Below are 19,544 nucleotides of genomic sequence, written 5' to 3'. Positions count from 1 at the left end.
ATTAGCTCAACTCGCGGCCGAGCGCGACGGGGCTGAGAAACAGGACCCACGCCGCGAAGACGAACGCACCGACCGTCTCGGGGACGGCGAGACCCGTGCCGAACCGCGGGCCGACGACCCACACGACCCAGCCAGCGAGGTGTGCGACGCCGAGGGCGGCAGAGAGTTTTCCGACCGACTGTGACCACCGGCCCGCACCGTCGAGCACGAGCGACACCGTGACGAGCAGGTAGAAGCCGAGTGCGACCGGGAAGTGGAGCGGATGGCCGCTGACGAAGACGCCGACGAGTCCCATCAGGACGACCGCGAGCGCGACCGTGGCGGCCGTCGCTCGGGCGAGGAGGTCCGCTGCGGCACGCCACAGTGCGTAGCTGTACGCCAGCCCCAACAGGCCGCCCGCGACGAGGCCGCCGTTGAAGACGAGTGCCGTCTCGCTGACGACGCCGAGGTCCGAGAGCGCGCTGGTGGCCCAGGTGAAGCTGTCGGAGACGAGAATCGCGAGGAAGATGGCACCGAGCGTGACGACGGGAGCGAGCGAGCCGACGGCCCGGGCGACGGCTGGCCCCCGCTCGTCGGCGTCCGCTGTCAGATGACTCACCTTCCGTGCTACCCGCGCGTTGGTCTTATACCTGATGTGAACGCATCTCACTACTGGAGCGAACCCCGGGAGTTTTACGCGACAAGCGGCCTTGTAGTAGTATGGGCTTTGGGAGCTACGATGAATCCGAGCAGGAGAACCAACAGAGTAGCGCCGACATCGACGAGAGCGAGGCCGTCGCTAGTCACGAGAACGACCACGACGGGTCGTCGACGTTCGAGGCCGGTGCCTCGAACGAGGACCTCATCGGCCGCCTCGACGAGATGCGCGACGAAGACGACGAGTAACCGGTAACCTGCGCGCTGTCGTTCGTTCCGTTCTTTTTGGCTGCTCCTGACGCCGTATACTCAAGTTCCAGTGGCTCGTCTTCCGACCGTGAAGCCGGAGGTAAGCCGTGACGCGTCCCGTCGGAGTCACGCGGCTCGTTCGACCCGGAGAGCCACTATCTGTCGGCAGCGTCTCCGCCGTCGGACCGCCGTCCTCGCAGCCGTCTCGCTGGCGGCGACGCTGGCCGTGGGCTGGCTCGCCGTCCGGGTCGTCGGCGTCGCCGGTGCGGTCCGGTGGACCCTCGTCGCGAGCGCGACGCTCCTCCTCGTCGTCGGTCTCCTCGCCACTCGGCTCGACGACAACCGTCCGGTAGCCGAGAGAGAGGGCACCGACGGCGGCCAGTTGGCACCGACGCTCGGCCCGGCGACGCACGTCACCGTCGGCCGCGGCGTCCTCCTCGCCTGGGTCGCGGGCTGTTTCGCGCTCGCGTGGGCGACGCTTCCGGCGTGGACGCTATGGCTGCCCGCGCTGGGCCACGGTGCGGCCGCCGCGCTGGACGCCGTCGACGGCGCGCTCGCCCGGCGGACCAGGCGGGTGACGCGACTCGGCGCGCGGTTGGATCTGTCGTTCGACGCGCTCGGTCTCCTCGTCGCGCCGCTCGTCGGCGTCGTGGCCGGACAGCTGCCGTGGTGGTATCTCTCGGTCGGACTGGCGCGCTACGGCTTCGTCGCCGGGATTCGGCTCCGCGAGTACCGCGGGCTGCCGGTCTACGAACTTCCGACGCGAGCAAGCAGGCGACTGCTGGCGGGGCTGCAGATGGCCTTCGTCGCCGTCGCGCTCACGCCGCTCGTCCCGCCAGCCGCGGGGACCGTCGGCGCGGCACTTTTCGGCGGCGCGCTGCTCGCGGGCTTCGTCCGCGACTGGGGCTACGTCTCGGGGCGGTTGGCAGACGCCGAGACGGGCGAGACGGCCGACGCCGAGCGGCCCGCGTGAACCTCACTCGACCCGAGCCAACACGTCGAGATTGTGCGCGAAGAACGTGAGTTCGCCCCGAGCCACGGCGTCGTGGCGGGCGGCGGTCCACGCGGTGAGTGCGTCGGCATCGAGACCGTCGTCGTCGGCGTCGAGACCGCCGTCGTCCGCGACCGCACCGGCGACTGTGTCGATCAGATGGTGCAGGAAGTACGCTTCGTCGGCCGGATAGGGCGGATGGACGAGCCAGTCGGAGCCGCCCGCGGCGACGACGTCGCCGCCCGCGTCGCCGACGGCAGTCAGGAGCGCGCGGCCGGTCGTACTGGAGCCGGGACGGCCAGAGGCGTCCATCGTCGCGTGGTAGACGTCAAGGAGTCGCTCCTCGAAGTCGGAGGGTACGTCAGTCGCACCGGCCGGCGGAGCGAACCCCGTCACGCCGTCGAAGGTGATGGGGAAGTACGCGAGACCGCCGTCGGCGACGAGGTCGAACAGGGCCGGTAGGCCGCTGTCGAGGTCGACGAGGTCGACGAAGGCCTGCCCGACGAGGAGGTCGACCGGCGTCCCGAGCGAGTCGGCGTAGGCCAGTGCGTCGGCGACGACGAACGAGACCGTGACGCGTTCGTCGTCGCGGGCGAGTGCGAGCGAGTCGTCGCTCCGTTCGACGTCGTAGCCCTCGCCGCGTGCCCATTCGGCCACTCGCTCGCGCGCGGCCGTCACGTTCGACTCGTCGCTGTCGAGGAGCGTGTAGTCGACGCGCGGCGGGAGCACGTCCCACGCGAGCAGCCGCTGGAGACCGGTGCCGACACCGGCGGCGACTTCGAGTACCCGGAGCGGGCGGTCGGCGACGTCGAGCGCGGCCGGGCCGTCGCCGTGGAGACCGTCGGTCAGGCAGTCGAGCGTGGGCCGGTGGAGCGCGCGGTCGTCGACCGTCCGCTTCGCGGTGAGATAGCGGTGAAACGAGAACTCGTCGGGGCTGGACACAGCCGAGCGTCGGGTGGAACCGAGAAAACCCTACCGCCAGTCGGTGGCGGGAGTAAGTCGGCCGCAGTCGTGCGATTGTCGCGCACACGGTCGTCAGACGGCCGTCGTACGAGGTGCCGGAAGGTTTTTGCTCGGCTTGGCGGGACATAGGGGCAAATGGATAGCGACATAATCGAGGTCGTCACCGGCTGGGATTCGAGTCCCGTCACCGGTGGGTACGACGGCCTCCGAACCCTCGCGGATCAGGGCTTCACGGGCGCGGTGAGCGAGGGGATGGTCTGGGCGTTCGTCCTCAACGGCAAGGTCGTCGGCGTCTTCGACGGCGACATCACCGCGTTCGAGGACGCAGAGGGGACGGCGTACCACGCGCCGGACCCCGCGCTGCCGCTGCTCTACGCGATGCAGGAGTCCGGCGGCAAGACACGGGCACAGTATTACACGAACGACACACCGATCTCCGCGGCCGACTCGACGCTCTCCTCGGGCAAGTTCACGGGCTACATCGAACTCTCGGAGAACGTCCTCTCGGGCGACTACTACGTGGTCTACTACGGCGGCAAGTCGATGAGCGTCGCCTACGTCGGCAACAGCCGGAAGCTGCTCACGGGCGACGAGGCCTTCGAGCGCGCCGACGACGAGGTTGGCATCTACAAGGTCAACGAAGCGAAGATCGAGGTCGTCGACATCCCCGAACCCGAGCCAGAGCCCGAACCGGTCGTCACCGACGACGCGAGCACGGATGCGACCGATTCGACAGATACAGCGGACCCGACGGCCGATGCAGAGACCGCAGGCCTCGACGCCGCGGCGGCCGGAGCGGCGACGGGGGATGCGGACGACGTCGACGAAGCCGACGACCCCATCGGCTCGGGCGTGACGTTCGACGGCACCGACGGCGTCGACGAGGCCGACGTCGACGTCCCCGAGACCACCGCGACGACGGACGAAGGTGCTGTCGCCGCCGACGTCGACGAGGCGGGAACGGTCGAGGCGTCCGAGGCGGACGCCAGCGTCGCCGAGGCCGACGACGCGGCCGATGTGACCGAGACAGAACCAGTCGCCGAAGACCCGACGGCGGAGCAGGCCGTCGACGACTCCCCCGAGGACTCGGCGTCGGCTACCGACGTGGAGACGACGGAGTCCGCGGAAGCGACGCGGAGTGAGGCGACGGAGACGACCGAGCCGACGGTCGAACCGGAACCGGCTCCCGACCCGGACGCCGGCGACGAGGACCCGCTGGCGGCGGCGTCGGCAGCGACTAACGGCGAGACCGACGAGGACGTGTTCTCCGAGGAAGCACAGTGGCGCGAGGCGACCTCGATTCCAGCACTCGACCCGCAGGACAGCGCGACGGAGCGCGACGAGGGCGGGCCGACGGTCCAGCAGGCGGCGGTCCGTCGACGCGACGAGAGCGCGCGCTCACAGCGGCGGCCGCGACAACAGCAGTCCGAGCGGACACAGCCACCGCAGCGACAGCAGGAGACCGAGCGGTCGGCGACGGAGTCGGAGACGGCTCCCCAAGTCGGCCAGCTGAAGGCCCGACTGGAGGCTGTCGCCGAGGAGAAGTCGGAACTCGAAGCCGCACGCGAACGGCTCGTCGCCGAGGTCGACCGCCTCGAAACCGAGCGTGACCAGGCTGCGAGCGAACGCGACGAGTACCGTGAGCAGGCGTCGGCGTTGGAGTCGCGCGTCAGTTCGCTGGAAGCCGAGGTCGACCGCCTCGAAGCGGAACTGGAGGAGGCGCGTGCAGCCGTCGCCGACACTGGCGGTGCGGCGACGGAGACGATGTCGGCCGAGGCGGCGCTGGACGGGACGAACCTCTTCGTCCGCTACGGCTCGAAGAGCGGTGGGACGCTGGAGAAGGCCCACGCGGGCGAGGTCAACCGCAGCGAGGTCAACGAGAACCTCCGGCTCGAACACCACACCGGCTTCGAGACCGAAGGCGTCGCCGTCGACGGCGAGCCGTACGAGGAGTTCCTGCAGGGGAGCATCGAGTACGGCTTCGTCCGCTGGGTCGTCGAGGACCTGCTCTACGAGATTCGCGAGACGGGGAACAGAAACAGTCTCGACGAACTGTTCGACGCGATTCCGAAGATCGACCGCGCCGAACTCCGGGGCGACGTGACGCTGAAGTACACCGAGAACGGCGAGGAACACCGCGAACAGCAGTCGTTCGACGTCGTGCTGCGCGACCGGATGGGCAATCCGCTGCTCGTCGCCAACCTCAACGGCTCGCGCGACCCGGCCTCGGAGGGGATGATGCGGTCGCTCGTCGAACACACGAGTCGGCTGCGGGAGTCCAACGACTCGCTCGGCGCGGCGTTCCTCGTCACGGCGAGCTACTTCGCACCGGACGCGCTCGAAACCGCCGCGGACGCGACCGGCGGGGGGCTGCTCAGCCGCGGCCGCAGAAAGAGTTTCGTCAAACTATCCAGAAAGCAGGGCTTCCATCTCTGTCTCGTCGAGACCCGGAACGGGGACTTCCACGTAAACGTACCAGAACTCTAAGCCCTTCCCACCTGCGAGGTTTTAGCTCTCGATCTCTGCTGCGTCTTCGATCCGCATCGTGCCGAGTTTGTCTGTGATCTCGTCGAGCTTGTCGTCGAGCTCGTCGACGAACTCCGCCGTGCGCTCGGTCGTGATCGCACCCTGACTCGACGGCTCGATGAGGTTCTCCTCTTCGAGCACGCGCAGGCTGTAGCGCACCTTGTGGTGCGGGTAGCCGGTCTCGTTCGACATCTTGACGATACCGATCGGTTCACTCTCGATGACCATCTTCAGAACCTGCAGATGGCGTTCGAGCATATCGACTTCCTTCTCAAGTCGGTCTATCATGCCATTTGTTAACTTGTCTTTTAGGCTTTTAAAAGTTGCTGTCGCAGACCGCTACCCGGGAGCTGTTTCTGACTGTCTCACGTGAGAGGGGTTAACACTTCGGGTTTCTCACGCGTGTTAACGCGTCCGACGGAATGGGAGAGTGATACACGATACTGCGTAGTCGACGGCAGTTCGGCGTCTTTGGAACCACGTTCGTGCATAGCTCCGAGCCGAGGACCGTAATCTGTTTAGTGGGTGAGCCAGAAGCAAGCCTCGGATATGACCGTAACTATCGTCGGCTCTCAGCTCGGCGACGAGGGCAAGGGTGCACTCGTCGACCTCTGGGGCGGAGACGCCGACATCGTCGTCCGGTATCAGGGCGGCGACAACGCTGGCCACACCGTCGTCGAGGGCGGCGAGGAGTACAAGCTCTCGCTCGTCCCGAGCGGTGCCGTTCGCGACAAGGTCGGAGTTCTCGGCAACGGCTGCGTCGTCAACCCCCGCACGCTCTTCGACGAACTCGACACGCTGCAGGAGAAGGGACTCGACCCCGACGTGCGCGTCGCGAAACGCGCACACGTCATCCTCCCGTACCACCGACGCCTCGACGGCATCGAAGAAGAAGTGAAAGCCGACTCGGGCGTCAAGGTCGGCACGACCGGTCGCGGTATCGGCCCGACCTACGAGGACAAGGCTGGCCGCCGCGGCATCCGCGTCGGCGACCTGCTGGACCCCGACGTGCTCCGTGAGCGACTGGAGTACGCCGTCGACCAGAAACGCTCGCTCATCGAGGACGTCTACGGGCTCGAAGCGGGCGAGGAGTGCGACGTCGACGCCCTCCACGAGGAGTTCGCCGCCTTTGGCGAGCGGCTCGTCGAGAACGACATGGTCGTCGACTGCGGCGACTTCCTCTACGAGCGACGCGAGGCGGGCGACGACGTCATGTTCGAGGGCGCGCAGGGCACGCTCATCGACATCGACCACGGCAACTACCCCTACGTCACCTCCTCGAACCCGACCGCCGGAGCCGCCGCGACCGGCTCCGGTCTCGGTCCGACGGTCGTCGGCCAGGGCGAGGTCGTCGGCATCGTCAAGGCGTATCTCTCGCGCGTCGGCGAAGGGCCGCTGCCGACCGAACTCGACGGCGACGACCACGAGGAAGAGCTGGCGGACTTCATCCGCGAGAAGGGCGGGGAGTTCGGGACCGTCACCGGCCGTCCGCGCCGTATCGGCTGGCTCGACATCCCGATGCTCCGCCACGCCGCCCGCCGGAGCGGCTTCACCGGCATCGCCGTCAACCATCTCGACGTGCTGGCCGGTCTCGACGAGGTCAAAGTCGGCCACGCCTACGAACTCGACGGCGAGGAACTGAAGACGATGCCCGCGACGACCGAACGGTGGGCGGAGTGCGAACCCGTCCTGAAGGAGTTCGAGACCTGGCCCGAGGTCGACTGGGCCGCGGTGGCCGAGGAGGGCTACGACGCCATCCCGGACGCCGCACAGGACTATCTCGACTACATCTCCGAGGAGGTCGGTGCCCCGGTCTACGCCGTCGGCGTCGGCCCGGACCGCACCGAGACGGTCGAACTCGCGAACCCTTTCGACAACTGAGCGCGGCTGTCGGCTGACGGCCGAACGGTTCTCTCTTTCCCCGCCGCAATCCTCTTGCGCTCCTGACGAGTAGCTCCGGATATGTCCCTCCACGACCGACTCCGCCCGTGGCACGCGCTGATGGTCGCCGTCTTCGTCCTCGGATCCGGCCTGTCGCTGTTCCGCGCCGGCGACTACGCCGTCGCCGCCCTCTTCGAGGCCGTCGTCTCGGGACTCTTCGCGGTCGTCGTCTTCCAGTTCACCGTCGGCAACCTCTGGGGATACGCCGTCGAATACCGGAACGCGGGCGGCCGGTGGACCGACCCGGTGTTCGTCGCACCGTTCGCCGTCGCGCTCGCGCTCGCCGCCCTCGTCGCCGTGTGGACGGGCGAGCCTGTGTCCGGTGCGTGGGCGGGGTTCTGGGTCTTCGCAGTCGCCGCGGCACTCCTCGCAGTCGGCGTCTCGTTCGTCGCCGGATACCGAAATCCCGAGGCGTAGTCGAGGCGTAGATGAGGCGGACGACAGTGTCGCCCGCGCGGTCGGCCGCGCGCTCCGAACCCCTACGCTTTTGACCGTTCCGTCCGTCGCTTCGGACAATGAAAGAGTCGCTGATGGACATCATCTGCTGTCCGATGGACAAACACGACCTCGACCTCGAAATCGACGCGCAGGACGACGACGAAGTGCTCGAAGGGACGCTCGTCTGCACGGAGTGCGGCGAGCGCTACCCCATCGAGGACGGCATCCCGAACCTGCTGCCGCCGGATATGCGCGACTAGATACGCCCTGAACCTTTTTCGTCCCGCACCGTGACTGCAGAGACGTGTCACCAGCGTTGACCGTCTCTCTCAACCGCGACCGACTGCACGACGTCAGCGTCGCGCGGAGTTACACCACGGACGACGCGTTCTACGTCGAACTGGACAACGAGGGCGAAGCCGTCCACATCCATCTGCATCTCGACGACACGCTCTCCAGAGTCGCCCGCCTCGAGGCGGGTAACCACTACGTCGAGGCGGGCGGCACGGCGGCCGTCCGCGTCGACGTCGACACCGCCCGCGTCGCCGAACCCGTCTCCGGGATACTCCGGATCGTCACGGGCTACGGCGCGGAGGAGGCGACCGTCGAGGTGACGGTCGAACCCTACACGGAGGAGAACCACTCGGTACAGGTCGACGAGTCCCTCGGGACGCCGCGCGCGACGCGCCACAAATCCGAACCCGAGTCGGTCTCGCTCGCCGACCGCCTCGGCGACGCGCCCGGGACAGGGAGCGTGCCGCTCGTGGTCTTCGCGCTGTTCGCGATCACGCTCGCGATCGCCGTGGCCGTCGTCCTCAACAGCACGGCCGTCTTCATCGGTGTCGGCGTCGTCATCGGCGGCGTGCTCGCGGCACTCGCCATGCAGCTGTTGTGAGTTGTGAGTCGCCGAAAACCAAAACCGCGGTCGCCGCGAGACGGCCGCTTCAGTCCTCGTCCGCGTCGTCGGCCGCGTCGCGCTCGGCGTCGCCGTTCGTCTCCTCGTGTCCGTCGTCGACGACCGTCGGCGTCCCCGAGAGGTTGCCCTCCTCATCGAACCGCTTGGCGCGGAGGAACCGCGTCCGGTAGCGGTTCGCGCCCTTGTAGATGTCCGCCTCACGGATCTCGTCGGCGCGGCCGTCGGCGACCGCGTCGATGACGTCTTCGACCTGCTCTTTCTCGCTCTCGGTCAACTCGAACTCGTAGGTCTTCGTCTCCTCGCCTTCGAGACGCGTCCACTTGCGCGAGGCGGAGATGACGAGCGAGCAGGGTTCCCGGCAGGGGAAGACGCCGTCGCCGCCGTCGACAGCGAGTTCGGTGTCCTCGTCGTACTGCCACTCGCGGCGTTTGATACACTGTGAGTCGTCACAGCAGGCCTCGGCGACCCAGTCGACGTGTTCGTGGCCCTCGCCGCGGTTCCACGTCTTGACGACGCCGTAGATGCCCGACTGGCGGCCGATGGTCTCCTCCCAGTGGGTGACGTCGAGGTCGCCGTGGCGTTCGAGGTTCCAGTTGACCACAGTGGCCGGATAGATGACGTCGTCGACGGCCTCGAAGACCTGCCGTTGGTCGAGGTCGGTGAGGACCCAGCCGGTCTGGAGCGTCGGGGCGGTCCTCAGCGGGCGGTAGCGACCCCGGTCGTCGTGTTTGACCAACTCGCGGAGGTCGAGCGGGTCGGTGTAGCTGTCGAGTTCTTCGGCGGCTACCTCCGCGTCGTCGACGTGACGAATCTCGTACACTCGCGCGCCCTCATCGCCAAGCGTCGCCGTGATGCGAATCTCACCCCATTCGTGGGTGATGCCCTCCCGGAGCGACTCGTAGCGCCCCGGCACGTCCGTTTCGGTCTGGTCGGCCAGCTCCAGCCAGCGGAGGAACCCCCGCCGGTGGTGGTGGTCCTCGCCGACGTCGACGCCGCCTTTCAGTTTCGAGCCGCCGACGACGTGGGTCCAGAAGTACCAGTTGGTGACGTACGCCTCGTACTGTTCGGCCGCGTCCTCGAACTCGCCCTGCGAGAGCCCCGACTGTTCGCCCTCGGGCGTCCCGAAGCTGTAGCCGCCGTCGCGGTCGTAGTCCTCGTCGCCCGCGTGGACGTAGAGCCCGTCGAACTGGACGCCTGGGCCGTCCTCGGCCGCGTCGCGGAGTGCCGCGAGCTGTGTCGCCTGCATGGTTAGTCCCCCATTGCGGGCTGGCTCCGGGTCCGTTCACGGACGGTCTCGATTGCCGCGGCCACGTCGGCTCCGGCGTCGGCGGCGCGTTCGAGGACCACGTCGGCCATCAGCGGCTCCGTGCCGACCGCGCCGGCGTACCAGATGCGGTGGCCCTCGACGAGCGCGGGCACGTCGTAGCCCTCGCGGTAGTCGTCGGTCAGCCCCATGTCCTCGGGGATGTCCTCCTGGGTGTGGAAGCCGTCGGCGATGAAGAGGGGGACGACGACGACGTCTTCGGACTCGAAGAAGTCGGTCACGTCGTCGACTTCCGGCTCCTCGTCCATGTAGAGCGCGCGGACCTCGTCGAAGCGGTCCATCCCGGCGATACGGTCGGCGTGGTACTCGATTGCCTTCGCGGAGTTCTCGTTGCGCTCGGTCCCGTGGCCGACGACCGCGAGGCCGAAGCCCGGCCCGACGTCGGGGTCGCCCGTCACCGTCTCGGCGCGGCGGACGATGACGTCCGTCATCGACCCGTGGGTGCCGACCGGGCCGCAGTAGACGACCTGTTGGCCGGTGTCGCTCGCGGTGAGCGTCGTGTAGTCGGCCGAGAGGCCGTCGGAGTCCCACTCGGAGACGTCCCAGCCCTCGAGGCGGAGTTCGCGCGGGATGACCTGCTCGGTGAAGTAGCCCTCGCTGACGAACAGCGGGACGACGTACACCGTGTCGCTCTCCACCGTCCGGAGGACCTCCCGCAGATGCGGTTCTTCCTTCCAGAAGCCGACTTTGACCTCGTCGAACGCGCCCGTGGCGCGGATGGTGTCCGCGTGGGCGTGTGTCGGCGTCGACGAGTCCGGGTTGAGATGCGACCCGTGGGCGACGATGACCAGCGCTTGACTCATGGTCGAACCAAGGGACGGCCGCGTCTTAGTGACTTCGCAAAGCGAGGGAGAGAAGCGGCAGAGACCGCCGGAGCGGCGTCCGGGCGACGAGCGTTCCCCCCGGGTCGGTGTCGAGAGTGCGACACCGGGCGCACGGGTCAGGCGTCGACACAGACGCTCGTCTTGGGGACGCAGACGCGACGGGTCCGCCCGAGTCGGCGGCGGTGGTCGAGCGCGACCGTCGTCGCCACCGCGGCCACGAGCATCCCCACCGCGACGGCGGCGACGACGAGCGGATAGTCGACGGCGACGAGGACCGTCAAGACCCCACCGAACAACACCGCAGTTGCGGCCACCAGCTGGCCGAAGCCGTACACCGAGTTCGGGACCGTCGTGGTCGGGTTCGTCGGTGTCATCACAGATAGAGCGTCGACGGCCACCCGCATAACTGTCATCTGAATGTTGCTTCTGTATGCGAACTTACTGAAACACAGTTGAGTCGGCGGGACGTCAGAGAGACGGGATTGTCGGCGAGACGTCGGAGAGGCGGGACGTCGGCGGTGGTCGGAGAAACCGTCAGTCGGCGGGCTGTGGACTGCCGGAGACGAGGTTCGCGATCTCCTCGCGCTTGAGCAGGACGAAGCCCACGAAGACGACGAGGAAGCCGACGACGGTGAGCGGCGTGATGGACTCGCCGAGGAGGAAGACGCCGGCGACGGTGGCGACGATGGGGACGAGGTAGGCCACGAGCGACGTCTCCAGCGCGCCGCGCATCTCCAAGAGCGTGAAGTAGATGAAGAAGGCGACGGCGGTGGCGAAGACGCCGAGATAGAGCACGGCGACCTGTGCTTGCAGCGCGCTCGGGAGGACGAGCGACTCGCCGAGAACGAGACTCGTCGCGTGGAGGACGACGCCGCCGACGAGCATCGACCAGCCCGAGAGGGCGGCCTGCCCGAGCGTCGGCTTCGCGCGCTGGACGAGCACGCCGCCGAGCGCGACGCTGACGACCTGCCCGAGGATGAGCAGCCGGCCGGTACCGTCGCCAGCGAGCAGGTTCGCCGGGTCGGGCCGCACGATGAGCCCGACGCCGACGAAACCGACGAGGATGCCTACCGCGCCGACCGGCGAGAGCCGTTCTTGGGGCAGGATGGCGAGTGCCCACAGGCTCGTCACGATAGGACCGAGACTCTGCATGATGGCCGCAACACCACTGGGGACGGTCTGTTGGCCGACGAACAGCAGGCCGTTGCCGGCAACGAGAAAGAGGCCGCCAGCGAGAACAGCAAGAAGGTTCGAGCGGTCGGTCGGCCGCCAGTCGGTGCCGCGGGCGAGGGCGGCCGCGAGCAGCAGGACGGCGGCGATGTCGTACCGGAACGCCGCGAAGAGCACTGGGTCGAGCGACCGCAGCCCGATGTCGATGGCGGGAAACGAGAAGCCCCAGAGGGTCGCGAGGAGCGCGAAAAGACCGACAGTGGCGAAGCGGGAGTTCACGGCGGCCCTACCGGATGTGGAGGGTTAGGGCTCACGGTTGCGGCCGACTCAACCAGCCCGCCGGATTTTTCTCGGCCGCGGCGAATCGCTCGCCTATGTCACTCGCTGCCGACGCTCGCGACGCCGTCCGCGCCAATCCCTTCCTGCTCGACGCACTCCGCGCGGGCGTCGTCAACCACACCGCAGCCGCCGACTTTCTGGCCCTCGACGGCGACCGCGAGGCCGTCGCCGCCGCGCTCCGGCGGTTCGCAGCCGACCTCGACGACTACGAGACGAGCGAGCGGGACGTCCGTGTGACCATGCAGAGCCGTGTCGGCGTCGTCAGCGTCGTCGACGGTGGCGAGCACGGCGAGAGCGACGCTGCCGACGACACTGACACCGACCCCCTGCTCACGCTCGGCGGGGTTGCCGTCGCCGACGGCGATAGGGAGACGGCCGTGTTGGCGACGGGCGAGGTCGACACGGCCGGGCTGCGGGCGGTGCTCGGTCGGCTGGCCGCCGCCGACGTCTCGGTCTCGGCGGCCGCCGTCGCCGGTGATACGCTCCTCGTCGTCGTCGGCCGCCGCGACGGCGCGAACGCGCTCCGGCTGGTCGAGGACGCGCTGTCGGCCGTGGCGGGCTGAGCCGCGTCGACGCCGTCGCACACCTTCAACACATTCAAGCGACGGGCGGAGGAACCTTCTCGCGATGACACTGTCCGTGACCAACACGCTCACCAGAGAGCGCGAGGAGTTCAGGCCCGGAGACGACGACGACGTCCTGCTCTACGTCTGTGGCCTGACGGTCTCGGACGACGCCCACCTCGGCCACGCCCGCGTCTGGACCCACGCCGACGTGATGCACCGCTGGCTGGAACACGAGGGCTACACCGTCCACCACGTCGAGAACTTCACCGACGTCAACGAGAAGATCGCCGCCCGTGCTGGCGAGGACGAGCTGGGAGGGGACGAGGCGGCCGTCGCCGAACACTTCATGACGTCGGTGATGGGCGATATGCGCGGACTCAACCTCAAGCGCGCGGAGGTCTACCCCCGCGTCTCCGAGCACGTCCCCGAGATCATCGACCTCATCGAGACGCTCATCGAGAAGGGCTACGCCTACGAGTCCAACGGCTCGGTCTACTTCGACGTCACGGAGTTCGCGGACTACGGCAAGCTCTCGAACCAGCAGGTCGACGAGATGGAGGCGCAGGGCGAGGCCAGCGAACGGAGCGAGAAACGTCACGCCTCGGACTTCGCGCTCTGGAAAGCGGGTGCGGTCTCGCCCCACGACGTCGAAGAACACCGCAAAGACGGCCGCCCGGTCGACGAGAGCCAGGAGTACGGCGAGACGTGGGAGTCGCCGTGGAGCGAGGGGCGGCCCGGTTGGCACATCGAGTGCTCGGCGATGTCGATGGCGCATCTCGGCGACACCATCGACATCCACGTCGGCGGCCACGACCTCGTCTTCCCGCACCACGAGAACGAGATCGCCCAGAGCGAGGCCGCGACGGGCGAGCAGTTCGCGCGCTACTGGCTCCACACCGGTCTCTTGGAGACGAAAGGCGAGAAGATGTCGTCGAGCCTCGGCAACTTCTTCACCGTCTCGGGCGCGCTGGAGGAGTTCGGCGTGAACGTCGTTCGGACGTTCTACCTCTCCACCGAGTACGGTTCGAAACAGACCTTCTCCGAGGCGGCGATGCAGGAGGCCGAGGAGCGGTGGTCGCGGCTGGACCGCGCCTACGACGCCGCCGTCGCCGCCTGCGACAGCCTCGACGCCCGCTCGAAAGTCGAAGACGCGGACCTCCGAGCCGCGGTCGACGCGACCCACGAGCAGTTCCGCGAGGCGATGAACGACGACTTCAACGTCCGCGAGGCCATCTCGGCACTCCTGGAACTCGCCTCAGCGAGCAACCGCCACCTCGAAGACGCCGAGGAGTACGACTATCAGGCCCTCCGCCGGACGGTCGAGACGTTCGAGGAACTCGGCGGCGAGGTCTTCGGCCTGACGTTCGGCGATTCGTCCGCAGAGGGCGACGTCTCGCTCGCGGGCGACCTCGTCGAACTCGTGCTCGACGTCCGCGAGGAGGAGCGCGAGGCGGGCAACTACGAGCGTGCCGACGCGCTCCGCGACGCACTGGTCGACCTCGGCGTCGAGGTCGAAGACAGCGACGATGGGCCGACTTACCGGCTCTGAGGACGTCGGACGTCACTGCGCCCGTCAGGACTCGTTTTCTTCGGACTCGAACACCAACTGTCCGCTGTCGGCGATGCGGATCGTCCGGCCGAACGCACCCGACTTCGACGCCTGGAGCGTGAACTGACACCGGAGCGCCGGCGGGAACGGGTCGGTGACGGGGTTGACGACGACCGGGGTCAGAATGGTGCCCTCGGTGTCGACTCCCCGGTGCTCGACGACGAGTTCTCGGCGCGTGGCGTGCCGTTGGAAGTAGACGCAGAAGTCCTCCCACTGACCGGGTGGAGTCACCCGATACGTCACGTCGCCGTACCGCTGGTGGTAGTCGGTCGGCGTCGAGATTCGAGCGCGGTACCAGTCGAACTCGAAGTCGTTGTCGAGGTCGAGCGAGGCGTTGAACTGGAACAGCGTCGGGTCCGGCGTGTCTGCGTCACCGTCGTCGAGGCGTCGCTGGAGACGGAGCGCGGCGTACCCCGTCCGGTACTCGGCGGACGCTGTCTGGAAGTCCCACGCGATTCGCTCGGAACTGTCTTCGAACTGTGTCGTCGTGAGCCGGTCGTGTTGCTCCGGAACCGACCCGGCACAGCCAGCGGTCGCGGCCGTGAGTCCCGTTGCCAGCGTCGAGAGGAGTCGTCGGCGTGAGGTTCGTTCGGTTCGGCCGTCGTCTGTGGAGGGCACAGGTAGTTGTCACGTCACGCGTCCGGAAGAAAAGGCTGGGTTCGTTCGGTTCGGCCGTCGTCTGTGGAGGGCACAGGTAGTTGTCACGTCACGCGTCCGGAAGAAAAGGCTGGGTTCGTCGTTTCGGACGCTCAGTCCCAGGTGACCCACAGCAGGAACGCGAGACCGACGGCTTCGAGGACGGGGAGGACCATCATTCCCTGCCACGCGATGTCGGGCACGGCGGCGCTGGAGAACCACACCGAGAGGTCGGGGTCGACCATGTAGATGTAGAGTGCGAAGCCGTTCTCCAGGAGGAGGAACACCGAGAACAGCAGAAGCCCCAGGGTGTGCTTCGAGCGGAACTCCAGGTAGTTGCGGACCCAGACGTATCCGAGTCCCACCAGGAGCAGGAGGTTCAGGCCGTGGCTGACCCGCGCGATATCGAACCAGAGGCTCATCTCGTCTTGTCTTGCTCTTTCGCAGGTATATACACTTTCCCAACTCTCTCCAAAATCCGAGGTTCGTCAGCGAACTGTCGCGAGAACCGTCGGTACGGTTGTCGCGGTCGCGCCGGGTCCGGTCGGTCGGCAGGTCGCACGGGTCGCACGTGGTGTGGGGCGGCCCCTCGGCGACGCGGGAACGCGACGCTCACATCGTGAAGAGATGGCTGTCGTCGGGAATCGAGAAGAGTCCCATCCGGACGCCAGCGTCGAGCCAGCCGTAGCCGTAGGAGAAGGACGCGAGCGCGTTGACGAGGTCTTCAGCCTCGCGGAAATGTCGGCCGTCGCGGAGGTAGGATTCGGCCATCTCCAGCACGTCGGCGGCGGCGGCACCGAGCGGTGTCTCCGGCGGGACGACGACCTCGGCTTCGTCGAGGGCGTCGGCGAACATTTGTTCGTAGCGGTCGGTCTTCTCTGCGAGGTCCGCAGGCATACTCTGGCGGACCCGTCCGACCCTGGTAAGGACTTCGACCGGGACGCGGACAGGTGGCGACAGGGGGGAGAGACGTCGTCACGCGGCGTCGTGGCGCACGGTTCCGATGACGGAGACGCTGCCCGACAGCGCAAGGTAAATACCGTCCGCTCGCAAAATATCGTCCATGTCTGACGACGCTTCTCGCGAGACGGCCGCCACCGACGGCGGCGTCGTCGAGCACCGGAAACTCATCATCGCCGGGACAGGGATCTCGGGGCTGACGGCGGCCATCTACGCCGCCCGCTCGAACAACGAGCCGCTCGTCTTCGAGGGCACGGAACCGGGCGGACAGCTCACCCTGACGACCGAAGTCGACAACTATCCGGGCTTCCCGGAGGGCATCTCGGGTCCCGAACTCGTCAACAACATGAAGACGCAGGCCAAGCGCTTCGGTGCGGAGGTCAAAAACGGCGTCCTCAAGTCCGTCGACGACTCCAGTCGACCGTTCCGCGTCGAACTCACGAACGGCGACGTCTACACGGCCGACGCGGTCATCGCCGCCTCGGGTGCCAGCGCCCGGACGCTCGGCATCCCCGGCGAGGACGAGCTGATGGGCTACGGTCTCTCGACGTGTGCGACCTGTGACGGCGCGTTCTTCCGCGACCAGAAGATCATGGTCATCGGCGGCGGCGACGCCGCGATGGAGGAGGCCAACTTCCTCACCAAGTTCGCGTCGACGGTCTACCTCGTCCACCGCCGCGAGGAGTTCCGCGCCGAGGACTACTGGATCGACCGCGTGCAGGAGAAGGTCGACGAGGGCGAGATCGAACTCATGCTCAACACCGAGGTCACGGAACTCCACGGGACGCCGGAAGACGGCGTCGACCACGTAACGATGGTCCGCAATCCCGAGGGCCACCCGTCGGACAAACTCGACGACCCCGAGACGGAGGAGTTCGAATTCGACGTCGGGGCCGTGTTCTACGCCATCGGCCACACGCCGAACACCGAGTATCTCGAAGGAACGGGCGTTCAAATGGACGACGAGGGCTACGTCAAGACCAAGGGCGGCGACGGCGGCGGCCAGACCGCCACCGACGTCGAGGGTATCTTCGGCGCGGGCGACGTGGTCGACTACCACTACCAGCAAGCTATCACGGCCGGTGGGATGGGTTCGAAGGCCGCCATCGACGCCGACGACTACCTCGAAAACCTCGAACGCGCGGCGAAGGCCGCGGCGAACGAGCCCGCGGCAGCCGAGTCGGACGACTGAGCGTCACAGGCGTCACAGGCGACACGGTCTTCTCTCTTTGTCGATGCCTCGCCGTGAGCTTTGAGCGGCAGCCACTCGTTTCTCAGTTCGGTGTCGTGCTCCGGCGACCGCGCACGCTGTCCGCTCGATTCCCACAGACCCTTTAGGTTCCATCTCCCAGTGCAAGCTATGGTAGACACCGAGACCTACACCATCGAAGGACCGAACGGCGACACCGACAGCATCGAGCTTCCCGAGGGACTCGTCGACGTGCTCTCCGAGCAGGGCGAGGAACCGGCCTCCGTCGTCGCCGAGATCACGCTGCTCTCGTTCGTCCAGCGCGCCCACACCATCGTCCACCACGCCGAGGGTGAGGTCCCCGAGGACCTGCTGGAGATCAACGAGAAGGCCGAAGAACTGTTCGAGGAGCGCTTCGGCGTCTCCTTCGCCGAGGCGACGGGCCACGACCACTAGTCGGATAATTCGGCTGGACGAGTCCAGCCACAGCGCGCTCAGATGAACGCGAGCGGTACCATCACCGCGACGCCGACCGCGAGACCGGCTCCGAGTTCTGTTCTGCCGCCGCCGGGGACGTTCTCGCCGAGTTCCAGTGCTTCCGGGATGAACTCGGAGATGACGAGATAGACCATCGCCCCCGCAGCGAAGCCGAAGCCGAACGGGAGGAACTCCCGAGCGATGCGGACGAAGTAGAAGGCGATGACCGCGCCGATAGGTTGGGGCAAACTCGAGAAGACGGCCCACCAGACGAGTTTGGGATTCGAGACGCCCATCGAGCGGAGCGGAATCGACACCGCGACGCCCTCGGGCACGTTGTGGATGGAGATGGCGACGGTCATGAAGATCGCGAGGATGGGAACCGAGAGACCGAGTAGCGAGACGCCACCCTCCAGTCCGAGGTCCGCGAAGGCGACGCCGACGGCGACGCCCTCGGGGAAGCTGTGGACCGTCAGGATGCCGAGGATGAGGAGCAGTTTCCGGAAGTCGGCCTGCTCGTACTGTCGCGGCGAGGCCTCTGCACCCTCGATGACGCGGTGGGCGACGACGACGAGCACGACGCCAGCGAGAATGCCGAGTCCCAACTGGGCCGGCGTCCCGTTCGCGAGACCTTCCGAGACGAGTCCGAACAGCGACGCCGAGACCATGATGCCCGAAGCAAGCCCCCAGAGGACGACGTTCCACCGGTCGCTGATGTCGCTGACGAGGAAGAAAGGAATCGCCCCGAGACCAGTCGCCAGCGCGGTGATGAGACCGGCAGCGAAGACGAATACGAGATTTCCGAACTCGACTGCCATGGTCTCTCTTGACCGTCGCCGGGGATAAGTGTTATCAGTAATGTGATAGTTTTGGCGCGCCTAATATCCTGTCAGTGGGTGTGGATGCACATCGCAAAGATAGTTCGGTGGCGCGGCGCGGACACCACGCACGAAGCGTGGCCCGCACCGACAGTCGGCTCAGTCCTCGTCGACGATACCGCCGTCGGCCTGTGCCGCGCCGCCGGGACCGCCGGAGCCGCCGGAAGCGTACTGCGCGCCTTCGACCCAGCCCTCGATGTGGCCCGCGACGTAGTCCTTTCCACCCCAGCCGAGCGCGATACCGACGCCGATGGCGATGGCGGCCGCGAGCCCCCACGCCAGCGCGGTCCCGAAGGTCTCCAGCAGGGAGACGTCGATACCCATCGTGCTCAGGCCGATGACGACGGCGACGAAGTAGAGGAACATCCGGGTCCCCGCCGCGAACGCGTTGGTGTACCGCGTCTGGGTCGCCGCGCGGGTCCGCGTGATGGTGTCACCGATGAAGTCGGCGACGACGAAGCCGACGACAATCACTAGGAGACCGGCGATGAACGCAGGCAAGTAGGACGCTGCGGTCGAGATCCACTGTGAGAACAGCGGGACCGCGAGCACGTCGGCGGCCGCGAGGAACGAGATGGCGAAGACGAACCATTTCGCCAGCGACCCGAACGACTGTGAGACGGCGCGTTGGCTGCCACCCATGATACCGCCGAGCGGTGTCGCCATGACCGCCTTGTCGAGTTCGATACGGTCGGCCAGACGCGCGACGAGTCGCGCCGCGCCGCGGCCGACGAGCCAGCCGACGAGGAGGATGAGGAGCGCGCCGACGAGCCGCGGGAGGAACGCGAGCAACCCGCTGATGGTCTCTTCCAAAACGCCCGGAATCGTCACTTGCAGTGTGGTGTAGTACGGCATAACCGTCCACTAGAACGTTGGAAACGCGAATATATTCACACCATTCTCCATACAAAT

At 67.3% G+C, this 19,544-nt stretch carries 23 protein-coding genes; 11 read left to right on the top strand and 12 right to left on the bottom strand.

The annotated features are described in order from the left end of the window. Nucleotide 1: 1 nt before the first annotated feature. On the bottom strand, nt 2–598 hold the full coding sequence (locus BLR57_RS06275; protein ID WP_211603156.1) for a DUF998 domain-containing protein: 597 nt from the start codon (nt 596–598) through the stop codon (nt 2–4). Nucleotides 599–699: 101 nt separating this feature from the next. On the opposite strand from BLR57_RS06275, the gene BLR57_RS06270 reads away from it, so the two are divergent. Then, complete coding sequence (locus BLR57_RS06270) at nt 700–885, top strand: DUF5786 family protein (protein ID WP_089695269.1); 186 nt, start codon at nt 700–702, stop codon at nt 883–885. 88 nt (nt 886–973) lie between these two features. Then, nucleotides 974–1,858, top strand: a complete 885-nt coding sequence (locus BLR57_RS06265) for a CDP-alcohol phosphatidyltransferase family protein (protein WP_244509914.1) — start codon at nt 974–976, stop codon at nt 1,856–1,858. A gap of 3 nt (nt 1,859–1,861) precedes the next feature. On the opposite strand, the gene BLR57_RS06260 is transcribed toward BLR57_RS06265, so the two are convergent. Further along, the gene (locus BLR57_RS06260; RefSeq protein ID WP_089695267.1) at nt 1,862–2,818 is read right to left on the bottom strand and encodes a class I SAM-dependent methyltransferase; all 957 of its coding nucleotides are present in this window, start codon (nt 2,816–2,818) and stop codon (nt 1,862–1,864) included. 156 nt (nt 2,819–2,974) lie between these two features. On the opposite strand from BLR57_RS06260, the gene BLR57_RS06255 reads away from it, so the two are divergent. Further along, on the top strand, nt 2,975–5,326 hold the full coding sequence (locus BLR57_RS06255; RefSeq protein ID WP_089695266.1) for a DUF7527 domain-containing protein: 2,352 nt from the start codon (nt 2,975–2,977) through the stop codon (nt 5,324–5,326). 21 nt (nt 5,327–5,347) lie between these two features. On the opposite strand, the gene BLR57_RS06250 is transcribed toward BLR57_RS06255, so the two are convergent. Beyond that, entirely contained in the window at nt 5,348–5,653 is a 306-nt protein-coding gene (locus BLR57_RS06250; protein ID WP_089695263.1) for a hypothetical protein, read from the bottom strand. A gap of 261 nt (nt 5,654–5,914) precedes the next feature. Between BLR57_RS06250 and BLR57_RS06245 the strand changes: the two genes are divergently transcribed. The 4 genes from BLR57_RS06245 to BLR57_RS06230 all read left to right on the top strand — a co-directional run bounded on the left by BLR57_RS06245 (nt 5,915) and on the right by BLR57_RS06230 (nt 8,639). Continuing rightward, a complete protein-coding gene (locus BLR57_RS06245) occupies nt 5,915–7,246 on the top strand; it encodes an adenylosuccinate synthase (protein ID WP_089695260.1) in 1,332 nt (443 codons plus the stop codon). A gap of 81 nt (nt 7,247–7,327) precedes the next feature. Further along, the gene (locus BLR57_RS06240) at nt 7,328–7,723 is read left to right on the top strand and encodes a hypothetical protein (RefSeq protein WP_244509912.1); all 396 of its coding nucleotides are present in this window, start codon (nt 7,328–7,330) and stop codon (nt 7,721–7,723) included. A gap of 98 nt (nt 7,724–7,821) precedes the next feature. Continuing rightward, nucleotides 7,822–8,004, top strand: a complete 183-nt coding sequence (locus BLR57_RS06235; RefSeq protein WP_089695258.1) for a methytransferase partner Trm112 — start codon at nt 7,822–7,824, stop codon at nt 8,002–8,004. Between the two features lie 44 nt (nt 8,005–8,048). Beyond that, the gene (locus tag BLR57_RS06230) at nt 8,049–8,639 is read left to right on the top strand and encodes a DUF7524 family protein (protein WP_089695255.1); all 591 of its coding nucleotides are present in this window, start codon (nt 8,049–8,051) and stop codon (nt 8,637–8,639) included. Between the two features lie 49 nt (nt 8,640–8,688). On the opposite strand, the gene BLR57_RS06225 is transcribed toward BLR57_RS06230, so the two are convergent. The 4 genes from BLR57_RS06225 to BLR57_RS06210 all read right to left on the bottom strand — a co-directional run bounded on the left by BLR57_RS06225 (nt 8,689) and on the right by BLR57_RS06210 (nt 12,257). After that, nucleotides 8,689–9,906, bottom strand: coding sequence for a DR2241 family protein (locus tag BLR57_RS06225; RefSeq protein ID WP_089695252.1), 1,218 nt, complete (start codon nt 9,904–9,906; stop codon nt 8,689–8,691). A 2-nt stretch (nt 9,907–9,908) separates the two neighbouring features. Further along, nucleotides 9,909–10,787, bottom strand: coding sequence for a CbiX/SirB N-terminal domain-containing protein (locus BLR57_RS06220; RefSeq protein WP_089695248.1), 879 nt, complete (start codon nt 10,785–10,787; stop codon nt 9,909–9,911). A gap of 137 nt (nt 10,788–10,924) precedes the next feature. Beyond that, nucleotides 10,925–11,182: a hypothetical protein gene (locus BLR57_RS06215; protein ID WP_089695246.1), complete on the bottom strand. Its 258-nt coding sequence runs from the start codon at nt 11,180–11,182 to the stop codon at nt 10,925–10,927. 160 nt (nt 11,183–11,342) lie between these two features. Continuing rightward, nucleotides 11,343–12,257 (bottom strand): DMT family transporter, encoded by a 915-nt coding sequence (locus BLR57_RS06210; protein WP_089695243.1) that lies wholly within the window; start codon nt 12,255–12,257, stop codon nt 11,343–11,345. Nucleotides 12,258–12,352: 95 nt separating this feature from the next. On the opposite strand from BLR57_RS06210, the gene BLR57_RS06205 reads away from it, so the two are divergent. Then, the gene (locus BLR57_RS06205; protein ID WP_089695240.1) at nt 12,353–12,880 is read left to right on the top strand and encodes a DUF7523 family protein; all 528 of its coding nucleotides are present in this window, start codon (nt 12,353–12,355) and stop codon (nt 12,878–12,880) included. Nucleotides 12,881–12,944: 64 nt separating this feature from the next. Next, nucleotides 12,945–14,432, top strand: a complete 1,488-nt coding sequence (cysS, locus tag BLR57_RS06200; RefSeq protein ID WP_089695237.1) for a cysteine--tRNA ligase — start codon at nt 12,945–12,947, stop codon at nt 14,430–14,432. A gap of 24 nt (nt 14,433–14,456) precedes the next feature. On the opposite strand, the gene BLR57_RS06195 is transcribed toward cysS, so the two are convergent. The 3 genes from BLR57_RS06195 to BLR57_RS06185 all read right to left on the bottom strand — a co-directional run bounded on the left by BLR57_RS06195 (nt 14,457) and on the right by BLR57_RS06185 (nt 16,025). Continuing rightward, nucleotides 14,457–15,110: a hypothetical protein gene (locus BLR57_RS06195; protein WP_089695234.1), complete on the bottom strand. Its 654-nt coding sequence runs from the start codon at nt 15,108–15,110 to the stop codon at nt 14,457–14,459. Between the two features lie 131 nt (nt 15,111–15,241). Then, nucleotides 15,242–15,550: a DUF8036 family membrane protein gene (locus BLR57_RS06190; protein WP_089695231.1), complete on the bottom strand. Its 309-nt coding sequence runs from the start codon at nt 15,548–15,550 to the stop codon at nt 15,242–15,244. Nucleotides 15,551–15,740: 190 nt separating this feature from the next. Then, entirely contained in the window at nt 15,741–16,025 is a 285-nt protein-coding gene (locus BLR57_RS06185) for a DUF357 domain-containing protein (protein ID WP_089695228.1), read from the bottom strand. A 166-nt stretch (nt 16,026–16,191) separates the two neighbouring features. Here BLR57_RS06185 and BLR57_RS06180 point away from each other — a divergent pair, with 166 nt between their 5' ends. Continuing rightward, on the top strand, nt 16,192–17,280 hold the full coding sequence (locus BLR57_RS06180; protein WP_089695223.1) for an NAD(P)/FAD-dependent oxidoreductase: 1,089 nt from the start codon (nt 16,192–16,194) through the stop codon (nt 17,278–17,280). 168 nt (nt 17,281–17,448) lie between these two features. Then, a complete protein-coding gene (locus tag BLR57_RS06175; protein WP_089695219.1) occupies nt 17,449–17,733 on the top strand; it encodes a DUF7545 family protein in 285 nt (94 codons plus the stop codon). 38 nt (nt 17,734–17,771) lie between these two features. Here the strand turns inward: BLR57_RS06175 and BLR57_RS06170 are convergent, their stop codons facing one another. Both BLR57_RS06170 and BLR57_RS06165 read right to left on the bottom strand, forming a co-directional pair. After that, nucleotides 17,772–18,572 carry a ZIP family metal transporter gene (locus BLR57_RS06170; protein WP_089695216.1) on the bottom strand — a complete coding sequence of 267 codons (801 nt, stop codon included), beginning with the start codon at nt 18,570–18,572 and terminating at the stop codon, nt 17,772–17,774. 159 nt (nt 18,573–18,731) lie between these two features. After that, nucleotides 18,732–19,487: a mechanosensitive ion channel family protein gene (locus BLR57_RS06165; RefSeq protein WP_089695212.1), complete on the bottom strand. Its 756-nt coding sequence runs from the start codon at nt 19,485–19,487 to the stop codon at nt 18,732–18,734. Between the last annotated feature and the right edge of the window lie 57 nt (nt 19,488–19,544).

The organism is Halogranum gelatinilyticum (assembly GCF_900103715.1).
Taxonomy (GTDB): Archaea; Halobacteriota; Halobacteria; order Halobacteriales; family Haloferacaceae; genus Halogranum; species Halogranum gelatinilyticum.
The sequence above is the reverse complement of the archived record's forward strand: the minus strand, read 5'-3'. Positions and strand labels throughout refer to the sequence as shown.

Bases quoted from the DNA above. Each gene is read 5' to 3' on its own strand.
- BLR57_RS06270 (WP_089695269.1), top strand. From the start codon at position 700: ATGGGCTTTGGGAGCTACGATGAATCCGAGCAGGAGAACCAACAGAGT.
- BLR57_RS06255 (WP_089695266.1), top strand. From the start codon at position 2,975: ATGGATAGCGACATAATCGAGGTCGTCACCGGCTGGGATTCGAGTCCC.
- BLR57_RS06250 (WP_089695263.1), bottom strand. From the start codon at position 5,653: ATGATAGACCGACTTGAGAAGGAAGTCGATATGCTCGAACGCCATCTG.
- BLR57_RS06245 (WP_089695260.1), top strand. From the start codon at position 5,915: ATGACCGTAACTATCGTCGGCTCTCAGCTCGGCGACGAGGGCAAGGGT.
- BLR57_RS06240 (WP_244509912.1), top strand. From the start codon at position 7,328: ATGTCCCTCCACGACCGACTCCGCCCGTGGCACGCGCTGATGGTCGCC.
- BLR57_RS06235 (WP_089695258.1), top strand. From the start codon at position 7,822: ATGAAAGAGTCGCTGATGGACATCATCTGCTGTCCGATGGACAAACAC.
- BLR57_RS06225 (WP_089695252.1), bottom strand. From the start codon at position 9,906: ATGCAGGCGACACAGCTCGCGGCACTCCGCGACGCGGCCGAGGACGGC.
- BLR57_RS06220 (WP_089695248.1), bottom strand. From the start codon at position 10,787: ATGAGTCAAGCGCTGGTCATCGTCGCCCACGGGTCGCATCTCAACCCG.
- BLR57_RS06215 (WP_089695246.1), bottom strand. From the start codon at position 11,182: ATGACACCGACGAACCCGACCACGACGGTCCCGAACTCGGTGTACGGC.
- BLR57_RS06205 (WP_089695240.1), top strand. From the start codon at position 12,353: ATGTCACTCGCTGCCGACGCTCGCGACGCCGTCCGCGCCAATCCCTTC.
- cysS (WP_089695237.1), top strand. From the start codon at position 12,945: ATGACACTGTCCGTGACCAACACGCTCACCAGAGAGCGCGAGGAGTTC.
- BLR57_RS06190 (WP_089695231.1), bottom strand. From the start codon at position 15,550: ATGAGCCTCTGGTTCGATATCGCGCGGGTCAGCCACGGCCTGAACCTC.
- BLR57_RS06185 (WP_089695228.1), bottom strand. From the start codon at position 16,025: ATGCCTGCGGACCTCGCAGAGAAGACCGACCGCTACGAACAAATGTTC.
- BLR57_RS06180 (WP_089695223.1), top strand. From the start codon at position 16,192: ATGTCTGACGACGCTTCTCGCGAGACGGCCGCCACCGACGGCGGCGTC.
- BLR57_RS06175 (WP_089695219.1), top strand. From the start codon at position 17,449: ATGGTAGACACCGAGACCTACACCATCGAAGGACCGAACGGCGACACC.
- BLR57_RS06170 (WP_089695216.1), bottom strand. From the start codon at position 18,572: ATGGCAGTCGAGTTCGGAAATCTCGTATTCGTCTTCGCTGCCGGTCTC.
- BLR57_RS06165 (WP_089695212.1), bottom strand. From the start codon at position 19,487: ATGCCGTACTACACCACACTGCAAGTGACGATTCCGGGCGTTTTGGAA.